This is a genomic window from Tersicoccus phoenicis, assembly GCF_001968835.1.
Lineage (GTDB): Bacteria > Actinomycetota > Actinomycetes > Actinomycetales > Micrococcaceae > Tersicoccus > Tersicoccus phoenicis.
Genome location: NZ_MRDE01000035.1, coordinates 24,481 through 33,059, shown reverse-complemented (window position 1 = coordinate 33,059; position 8,579 = coordinate 24,481). Strand labels below are relative to the sequence as shown.

Here is an 8,579-nt window from a genome sequence, read left to right as displayed (position 1 = left end):
AGACGAGCGGTGCGGGACAACCAGACGCTGACCCTGCAGGAGAACCGGGCGAAGGCGGTCGTCGCCGGTGAGACGACCGCCCGCACCCCACGATTCGTGAAGACCGCCAACGGTGCCCGGGCGCTCGATGAGAAGGCACTGGCCAGGGCCAAGAAACTGGTCGGGTTGAAAGGGTACGTCACCAACATCCCCGCCACCGTGATGCCGGCCGGTGAGGTCATCGGCAGCTACCACGACCTGTGGCACGTCGAGCAGTCCTTCCGGATGTCCAAGACCGACCTGCGCGCCCGGCCGATCTTCGCCCGCACCCGCGACGCGATCGAGGCCCACCTGACGATCGTATTCACCGCCCTGGCAGTAAGCCGTGCCGTGCAGGACCGGACCGGGCTGTCACTGCGACGCGTCATCCGAGCCCTTAAGCCACTGCGGTCAGCGACCATCACGGTCAACGGCACCACCACGACCATCCCGGCCCAGGCCGGCCCCGACGAACAAGCCATCCTCGACGCAATCCACGCCCCGACAGCGAGGCACTAACGATTTGACCCAACTCAGGGGACATGGCGCGCACCGCGCTGGAGATCATGGGAAAAGCACACGCGCTCTTGGAACAGGTCTCCGAGAGCGCGGACACCGACAAACCGCGCAGGAAGCGCTCATGAACGCCTACGCCGAGCTGACCGGCTCGGGCACCCCGACCCGGCAGGCCGCCACGCTGACCGGGGTTCCGCGGGCGACCGCCACCCGGGCCGCTGCCCGTGCCACCGGGCCGGCCCCGGAGCCCGCGCGGCCGCGCCCGGCCCCGGCGAACAAGCTCACCAACGCCGAGCGGGCACGGGTGCTGATGGTGCTCAACAGCGAGGAGTTCGTGGACAAGCCGCCGCTGCAGGTCTACGCGATCCTGCTCGAACGCGGCCAGTACGTGGCCTCGGTCGCCACGATGTACCGGGTACTGCGCGAGAACGCCCAGGTCCGCGAACGCCGCCGGCTGGCCACCCACCCGGCCCGGAAGGTCCCCGAACTGATCGCCACCGCACCACGGCAGGTCTATTCGTGGGACATCACGAAACTGCCAGGGCCGGCCCGCGGCGTCTACTACGACGCGTACGTGATGATCGACATCTTCTCCCGTTACATCGTCGGCGCCGTCGTCCACGCCACCGAGGACGGGGCCCTGGCCACGGAGATGATGACCACCGCGTTCGGCCTGCACGGAACCCCGCAGGTCGTCCACTCCGACGGCGGCCCGTCGATGACCTCCAAGACCGTCAGAACTCTCCTGGCCGACCTGGGCGTGGTCCGCTCCCTCTCGCGTCCGCGCGTGTCCAACGACAAACCCTACTCGGAGGCGCTGTTCAAGACGATGAAGTACCTGCCCGACTTCCCCGACCGGTTCACCTCCCTGGCCCACGCCCGCCAGTTCCTGGACGAGTTCGCGCACGCCTACAACCACCACCACCGGCACACCGGCATCGGCTCGAAGATCGGCAGCCACGTCTTCTTCACTATCGGCGTACACTGTGTACACGCCGCGAAGGAGATCCGTCATGAGCACCACCCCTGCCGCCTACCCGAACGCACGGGAAGGTCGTCAGCACTTCCGCGACCTGCTCGACGCCGCCGAGATGGGGGTGCCGGCTACCGTGACGCGAGACAGGCACACCAGCGCGGTTCTCGACGCCGCACGTCTGCGAGATCACCTCGCCTTGGTCTGCCCCTCGAGAGCGCAGGTCGTGGCGGAGAACGCGGGATGGTCCGTCCTCATCCCCGGCCAACCTCTCGCGGCTGACGGCGGGACGTTCGAGGAGGCCATCGACGAGATGGTCCTCGCTCTGCGGGACTATGCCGAGGCGTGGATCGACCGGCTGCGCACCGCGCCGAATCACGAGCAGAACTGGGGCCTGGTGCAGCTGATCACCCTGTCAAGCGATGATCAGCTGGCCTCCTGGCTCACCGCATGAACCCCAAGCGCCGCGTAGGGCGACGCATCGATCACCAGAAGTTCTGCGAAATCGAAGGATGGCAGCAGCGGAAGACCGCGACCGGCAAGTCGGGGACCCACCACGTCAACTATGAGTTCACTCTCCCCGACGGCCGGATCCTGATCACCCGCATCAGCCATCCGCGCGACCGCACCGACTACGGCGTGAGCATCTGGGCGCACATCTTGCGCGAGCAACTGCATGTCGATGACGAAGAGTTCTGGCGGTGCGTTGACGACGGCGTGCCGCCCCAGCGGGGCCGGCCTCCGGCTCCGACGGAGACGATTCCGGTTGCGGTCGTCAGGACGCTCATCGATCAGGCGAAGATCCCCGAAGCCGAGGTGCGGTCCATGACCAGGGCCGAAGCCCTGCAGCGGCTCAACGACTTCTACAGCGGGCTCAGCTGAGCGCCAGCTCTCGACCAGGTCACCGCTCCCGCTGTCCCACTGCCGCCATCTGCCGCGACACGGCCCAGTCCCACCGGACGTACTCCTGCTCGAGTCGGGCGCCGGCCAGGGAGGCGTAGACCAACGCCTCCTCACTCGTCAGGTGGGCCAGCGACGCGCGGGTGGGTTTCGGCTCTCGTACGCACAGCTCGCGATGCGCCTCCAGGGTGGCGCTGTCCATGAGCACGCTCACCACGTGCGGGTGCGTCGCCCGCAGTTGATCGAGGACGGCGAAGCCGGGGGAATCGAGGTCGCCCCAGTAGAGCACCCGCGCGTCACGCACCCACCCGGGCACCCGCGTGTGGGAGCCGAACCCCGCGCCCCAGACGGCGACGGCTCGTGCGACGGGAGGTAGCGCGAGGAAGGTGACCTTGTTCTCCACGACGATCACGGTGTCGACGTCCAACTCCAGGCGAGCGAAGTCGGCGACCCGCAGCACGACGTCTGTGGCCCCGCCGGGAAAGGCGAGCGCGGGGTCGAGCAGGCGAAAGCGTACGGGTGGGTCCTGGGTGAGGAGGCCGTGCCGCGCCTCGAAGCCGCCCGCCGCACGCGCCGGGTCCAGTGTCGAGATCAGCTCGTCGAGCACGCGGCGGTGCTGTTCGAGGAGTTTGGTGTGGATGCCCGGGAGCGCGAGCTGGCGCAGATAGATGCCGGGTGCCGGGTGGTCGGCGAACCAGCGCGCCGCCCGCACGAGGTCCGGTAGGGCGTCGTCGAGGTCGAGCGCGGCCAGCGGTCGGCGTAGCATCCACGGTTCGAGCTCCGGCTCCGCGGCGAGTACGACGTCGGCGAGGCGACGGAACCGGTCGAACTCGCGCCGTCGCCCGGCGAACGCGGCCTCGTCCGCGGCCGAGCCGAACACGGCGGCGGACGGGACGAGATTCGTCCCGATCGTGGTCCGGCCGACCTCGGCCGTCTCCAGTGCGAACGGATGAGACGCGTGCCGGTCGGCCGCCCATGCCCGCACCGCCGCGTACTCGTCCCGCAACTGGGCCGCCGTCGGACGCTTGAGCGCACGACGCCGAGGGTGGACGCCCGTGGGCCGGATCGCCTCGCGGAGCAGTTCGCCGCGATCCCACGACCTGCGGGCAAGGGCCTGGAGGTCCGAGACCCTCGTCCACGCGGAGCTACCCGGCACGACGCAGGCGCTCCTCGCGATACTCCTGGACGGTCATGTTCCGCAGCCGCGAGTCCTGACCCGTGGGATTGGCCACGAAACCGACATGCGCCACGTAGGGCTCGATCACGTGGATCTTCTGCAGGGGAGTCACCACGAGCAACTGGAGCCGCATCCGGCGGAACAGCTCGAGCCCGTAGCGGGCCGACTCGTCCGAGCCGCGGCCGAACGCCTCGTCGATCACCACGAAGCGGAACGACCGGTCGGGATTCCGGTTGCTCCCCGCCCGGGTGTTCGCGATGCCGAACTGGAACGCGAGCGCGGCCGCCAGGATCGTGTAGGCGAGCTTCTCCTTCTGGCCCCCGGACTTGCCCCCGGAGTCGGTGAAGTGCTCGTACTCCTCGCCGGTCTCGGTCCAGATTTCCGAAGCGCTGAAGGTGAACCACTGCCGCACATCGGTGACCTTCGCCGTCCACCGCGCGTCCAGCGCCGTGAGGCCGTCCCGGCCGCGGAACCGTTCGATCAGCTTCTCGACCTGCACGAACTTCTGCTCGGAGTACTGCTCGTCCCCGCCGAGTGTGCCCTCGGAGCACGCCCGCAGGTCGGCGGCGAACTCGCGGACGTCCGAGTCCGTCGTCGGCTGCCGTTCGAGCTGGATGTGCCTGCCCGGGTCGTACTCGATCTGCGCCAGCGACACGTTGATCTCATCGATCCGTGCGGCGATATCCGACCGGCGGGCGTCGAGGAACGCGTTGAACCCGACCACCTCGTTGATGGTGTTCTGGTTGAGCGACTCCTTGAACCGGGCCTCGAAGCGGGGCAGGTCGTCGCCGGCCAGCCGGGCCAGCAGAGCGTTGTACTCGGGCGCGGCGTCGATCGACTCGTCGAACTCGGTGGTCTCAGCCGGGTACCGGGCGCGGAAGGCCGCCATCAGGTTGAGGGTGCGCTGGGCCGCCACCTCCAGCCGCTTGGTGAGCGCGTCGAGCTCGCCCTGCAGGCGCTCCCGCCCCGGGTCTGCGCCCGCTCGGCGTTCTTGTACGTGAGCTCTTCGTCGCCGAGCACCGCCGTGGTGAGGGCGGCGATCTCGGTGGCGAGCGTGACGTCGTCGGCGGGTGGCGTCTCGACGAGGATCGATCGGCAGTCCTCGATCGACTCGTCGAGCCCGCTCGCCGCGTGCTCGTTGGCGCCGATCCGCTTCTGGACGGCCGCGGTCCTCTCTCGGGCTCGCGCCAGGCGCACGACGGCGTCCTCCTCCTTCGCGGTCAGCGCCCGCAGGGCGTCGCTCGCCTCCTCGATCTCTCGCTGCGATCCCGGAGGCCCTGTTCGACGCCGTCGAGGAGCTGGACGTTCCGGTCGAAGCCCACGCGCTCGTCGGGCGCCACGAGACCGAGCCGTTCGACCGCCGCCGCATACCCGCCGGCCTTCGCCTTCTGCCGGTCCAGCTGCGCCGTGAGGTCGACGATGTCGGCGTCGATCGCGGCGAGCCGGCCACCGCCCTGGGTGCGCAGATCCTCCCGGATCTGGGCGAGCGCCCGCTCCATGCGAGTTCCTCCGCCTGCCGCTCGCCTCGCTCGCGGTCGAGCCTCTCGGCCGTTCGTGATGGTGGGGTGATGGTGATGGTGATGGTGCTCGTGCGCGGTCCGCTCGGACCTCATAGCGTCTTACTGCGGGCCGATAGACTTGGACGGGTCGGCCGGAGACATTGGCTCCCGAACTCGCTCGCATGCCGCGGGTTTCGATCGAGAGGTTCGAGTGGCGGCGTCCTCGGCGCCGAACCTCCTTCAAGAAGGGCGAAGCATTTGCTGGTGCTCCACGCGTTCTGGTCGCTCGAACATGGACTCGGATTGTGGGCGGAAGACTCCGGCAAGACGGTGAAGAGCGGTAGCCAGGCGTTGAAAGCGTCTCGGCCCCATCCCTTCGCCGCCTCGGCAAACGTCGTCGCGGCACTACAGGACGGCGACCACGGCGGCACCACGTTGTTGCTACCGTCATTGCGGCAATCGCCCATGGACTCTCCCGAGCTCGTGCGGATCAAGCCGCGGCCGATGAGTTCGACCGGCCCGTCCCTGCTTCCGTGGACGGTACCCGTCGTGTGGGTCCAACCGCAGGTACTCGCTGCCTTCGATGATGAGCACGGTGGCACAGTCTTGACCCCTGCACTGCTTCCCCGAGACCGTCCGGACGATGATTCGGCGACGCTGGAGGATGTGCGTTTGGCGCCTTCGGCGCAGTTCGTCATCGAGCTGGCGCGATTCGCCGACGAACTTGCCGACCGGGGACGGGTGCTCCCGGAAATCGACTGGACCTCCGACGTCGTCGATGACGATGAAGCCGTGGCCGAGGCGCGCTGGCGCGCCGTCCTGCGCGGACCCGACGCACTCGCGTTCGGTGATCTCATCGCGGCCACCCCGCCCGCGTTTCGGGCGGAACCCGGTTCGGAAGACGCCGGTCAATTGGTCGCGGTGGCGCTTGCCGCCCTCACCGACGCCGCGGTACGCCTACGGTTGCCAGATGACCTGCCGATGTTGCCGCCGCGCCGCGGTCGCAAGCCTCTGAAACCGCGCGCCGTTGACGCATGGCTCGAGGCGCTCCGAGGGCCGGACGCGCGCGTCCTCGTGCCCGAGCCGGCCCTGGCCGAGCTGGACCAGTCGTTGGTGCCGTGGACGGAGTATGCGCGGGAGACCAACGCTCCCGCCCGCGCGGTCTTCCGGCTCGCCGAGGCTCCCAGTGGAGAACCTGACGGGGAAGCGGGACCCCTGTCGACCGATGGACCCGAGGCCTCCCATGGATCAGCCGATGGGGGTGCAAAGCCGGACACGCCTCCGTGGCAGTTGGAGTTTCTGCTGCAGTCCTCGACAGATCCGAGCCTGATGGTTCCCGCCGAGCGGGTCTGGCGAGATGACGGCGCACTGGCCCGTTGGCTCGGGCGCCCGCAGGAGGTGCTGCTCGGTGAACTGGGCAAGGCCGTACGGATCTACCCGGGCCTGGAACCGGGGCTGCGCCAGTCCCGACCCATGGCGCTGGACCTTGATTCGGACGCCGCATTCGTGTTCCTCCATGAGGCGGCGCCGGCCCTGGACGAGGCGGGTTTCGGCGTACTGCTGCCGTCATGGTGGGATCGCCGGGCGAAATTGGGCCTGAAGCTGTCGGCATCCAGCCCCGGGAGTGATGACACGGGCGGAGCACCGTCGTTCGGGCGGGATCAACTCTGCGACTTCGAATGGAGTCTCGCCATGGGCGAGCACACCCTGACGGAGGAGGAGATCACGGCGTTGGCGGAAGCAAAGGCCCCGCTGGTGCGGTTGCGCGGCCAGTGGGTGACCGTCAACTCCGACCAACTGCGCCGCGGCATCGATTTCCTCCAGCGCGAGGGCGAGGGACGCGGCACGGTCGCGGACGTGTTGCGCCTCGCCGCCACTCATCCCGACGGTTCGGAGCTCCCCCTGGAGGTTGTCGACGTCACGGCCGAGGGGTGGCTGGGAGCCCTGCTGGACGGCTCGGTCGGCGCGAGCATCCAGCCTGTTGCCCCGCCAGAGGGCTTCCGTGCGACGTTGCGGCCCTATCAGGAACGGGGTCTGGCGTGGCTGAACTTCCTCGCCGATCTGGGTCTGGGCGGCTGCCTGGCCGACGACATGGGGCTCGGCAAGACCGTTCAACTACTGGCGCTCGAAGCGGTGCGTCGGCACGTAGGTTCGGAGACCGGCCCCACCCTGCTGGTGTGCCCGATGTCGCTGATCGGCAATTGGGAGGCCGAGGCCGCGAAGTTCGCACCCGGGCTGCGGATGCACGCGCACCACGGCCCGGACCGGCTGCGCGGCGAAGGCTTCAACAAGGCTCTGGACGACATCGACATGATAATCACCACCTACGCGACTCTGACCCGGGATGTCGACCAGTTCGAGGCCCACACCTGGAACCGGATCGTGCTCGATGAGGCACAGGCGGTGAAGAACCGGGTCTCGCGCTCGGCGAAGGCTGTCAAGCGGCTCACGGCGGACCATCGGATCGCCCTGACCGGCACCCCGGTGGAGAACCGGCTGGGCGAGATGTGGTCGATCATGGACTTCCTGAACCCCGGGATGCTGGGCTCGGCGGAACTGTTCCGCTCCCGGTATGCGATCCCGATCGAACGGCACGGCGACGACGTGGCGGCCCAGCGCATGCGCGCCATCACCCGGCCCTACCTGTTGCGGCGTGTGAAGACCGATCCCGCCATCGTCGACGACCTGCCGGAGAAGATCGAGATCAACCAGTACTACACACTCACGAGCGAGCAGGCATCGCTGTACCAGTCGGTCGTGGACGACATGATGGAGAAGATCGAGGGCTCCGACGGAATCGAACGGCGCGGTAATGTCCTGGCCGCCATGGCGAAGCTCAAGCAGATCTGCAACCATCCGGCCCAGCTGCTGCACGATCGATCCGCCCCGGGCCAGCGCAGCGGCAAGGTCTCCAGACTGGAGGAGATCCTGGACGAGATCCTCGCGGAGGGCGACAAGGTGCTGTGCTTTACCCAGTACACCGAATTCGCCGAGATGCTGATGCCCCACCTCGCGGCCCGCTTCGACATCGACATCGCCTATCTGCACGGGGGCACCTCCCGGCAGAACCGTACGGAGCTGGTGCGCCGGTTCCAGTCGGAGAACGGTCCGCCGATCTTCCTGCTCTCGCTGAAGGCGGGCGGTACGGGACTCAACCTGACTGCCGCCAACCACGTCATTCATCTCGATAGGTGGTGGAATCCCGCCGTCGAGAATCAGGCCACCGACCGTGCTTTCCGGATTGGGCAGAAAAGGCGCGTGCAGGTGCGCAAGTTCATCTGCCGCGGGACCCTGGAGGAGCGGATAGACACCATGATCAAGGAGAAATCAGCGTTGGCCAATATGGTCGTCGGCGATGGCGAGGGATGGCTCACGGAGCTGTCGACCGAGAGCCTGCGCGACGTGTTCGCCCTGTCCAAGGAGGCCGTCGGTGAGTAGGCGCCGCAACGATTCGCCATTCTTCCCGCCGTCGACACCTCGCCGTGTCCACGGCGGT

Annotated in this window: 9 protein-coding genes; 5 read left to right on the top strand and 4 right to left on the bottom strand. The window is 68.3% G+C overall.

Annotated features, from left to right (window positions below; genetic code table 11):
- From BKD30_RS06565 to BKD30_RS06545, 4 genes are all read left to right on the top strand, one after another.
- Positions 1 to 537: IS1634 family transposase (locus BKD30_RS06565; RefSeq protein ID WP_143588087.1), on the top strand; the 537-nt coding region annotated here is incomplete at its 5' end.
- 121 nt (positions 538 to 658) lie between these two features.
- Complete coding sequence (locus BKD30_RS16480) at positions 659 to 1,789, top strand: DDE-type integrase/transposase/recombinase (protein ID WP_076703344.1); 1,131 nt, start codon at positions 659 to 661, stop codon at positions 1,787 to 1,789.
- A 31-nt stretch (positions 1,790 to 1,820) separates the two neighbouring features.
- Positions 1,821 to 1,961, top strand: coding sequence for a hypothetical protein (locus tag BKD30_RS16475; RefSeq protein WP_218189266.1), 141 nt, complete (start codon positions 1,821 to 1,823; stop codon positions 1,959 to 1,961).
- The gene (locus BKD30_RS06545) at positions 1,958 to 2,389 is read left to right on the top strand and encodes a cytotoxic translational repressor of toxin-antitoxin stability system (protein WP_076703340.1); all 432 of its coding nucleotides are present in this window, start codon (positions 1,958 to 1,960) and stop codon (positions 2,387 to 2,389) included. The genes BKD30_RS16475 and BKD30_RS06545 overlap by 4 nt, the downstream gene beginning before the upstream one ends.
- A 19-nt stretch (positions 2,390 to 2,408) precedes the next feature.
- On the opposite strand, the gene BKD30_RS06540 is transcribed toward BKD30_RS06545, so the two are convergent.
- The 4 genes from BKD30_RS06540 to BKD30_RS16460 are packed head-to-tail and all read right to left on the bottom strand — an operon-like array spanning position 2,409 to position 5,083.
- Positions 2,409 to 3,563 carry a DUF3322 domain-containing protein gene (locus BKD30_RS06540; RefSeq protein WP_076703339.1) on the bottom strand — a complete coding sequence of 385 codons (1,155 nt, stop codon included), beginning with the start codon at positions 3,561 to 3,563 and terminating at the stop codon, positions 2,409 to 2,411.
- The gene (locus BKD30_RS16470; RefSeq protein ID WP_218189265.1) at positions 3,553 to 4,473 is read right to left on the bottom strand and encodes an SbcC/MukB-like Walker B domain-containing protein; all 921 of its coding nucleotides are present in this window, start codon (positions 4,471 to 4,473) and stop codon (positions 3,553 to 3,555) included. Before BKD30_RS16470 ends, BKD30_RS06540 begins: the two co-directional genes overlap by 11 nt.
- Positions 4,473 to 4,781: a hypothetical protein gene (locus tag BKD30_RS16465; protein ID WP_076703335.1), complete on the bottom strand. Its 309-nt coding sequence runs from the start codon at positions 4,779 to 4,781 to the stop codon at positions 4,473 to 4,475. The genes BKD30_RS16470 and BKD30_RS16465 overlap by 1 nt, the downstream gene beginning before the upstream one ends.
- A gap of 23 nt (positions 4,782 to 4,804) precedes the next feature.
- Positions 4,805 to 5,083 (bottom strand): hypothetical protein, encoded by a 279-nt coding sequence (locus BKD30_RS16460; RefSeq protein WP_076703333.1) that lies wholly within the window; start codon positions 5,081 to 5,083, stop codon positions 4,805 to 4,807.
- Positions 5,084 to 5,347: 264 nt separating this feature from the next.
- Between BKD30_RS16460 and BKD30_RS06520 the strand changes: the two genes are divergently transcribed.
- Entirely contained in the window at positions 5,348 to 8,521 is a 3,174-nt protein-coding gene (locus BKD30_RS06520; RefSeq protein ID WP_235861537.1) for a DEAD/DEAH box helicase, read from the top strand.
- Positions 8,522 to 8,579 lie beyond the last annotated feature (58 nt).

What these genes read in the sequence shown, in the direction of transcription:
- BKD30_RS16480 (WP_076703344.1), top strand. Translation starts at nt 659, where the DNA reads ATGAACGCCTACGCCGAGCTGACCGGCTCGGGCACCCCGACCCGGCAG.
- BKD30_RS16475 (WP_218189266.1), top strand. Translation starts at nt 1,821, where the DNA reads ATGGTCCTCGCTCTGCGGGACTATGCCGAGGCGTGGATCGACCGGCTG.
- BKD30_RS16460 (WP_076703333.1), bottom strand. Translation starts at nt 5,083, where the DNA reads ATGGAGCGGGCGCTCGCCCAGATCCGGGAGGATCTGCGCACCCAGGGC.
- BKD30_RS16470 (WP_218189265.1), bottom strand. Translation starts at nt 4,473, where the DNA reads ATGGCGGCCTTCCGCGCCCGGTACCCGGCTGAGACCACCGAGTTCGAC.
- BKD30_RS06545 (WP_076703340.1), top strand. Translation starts at nt 1,958, where the DNA reads ATGAACCCCAAGCGCCGCGTAGGGCGACGCATCGATCACCAGAAGTTC.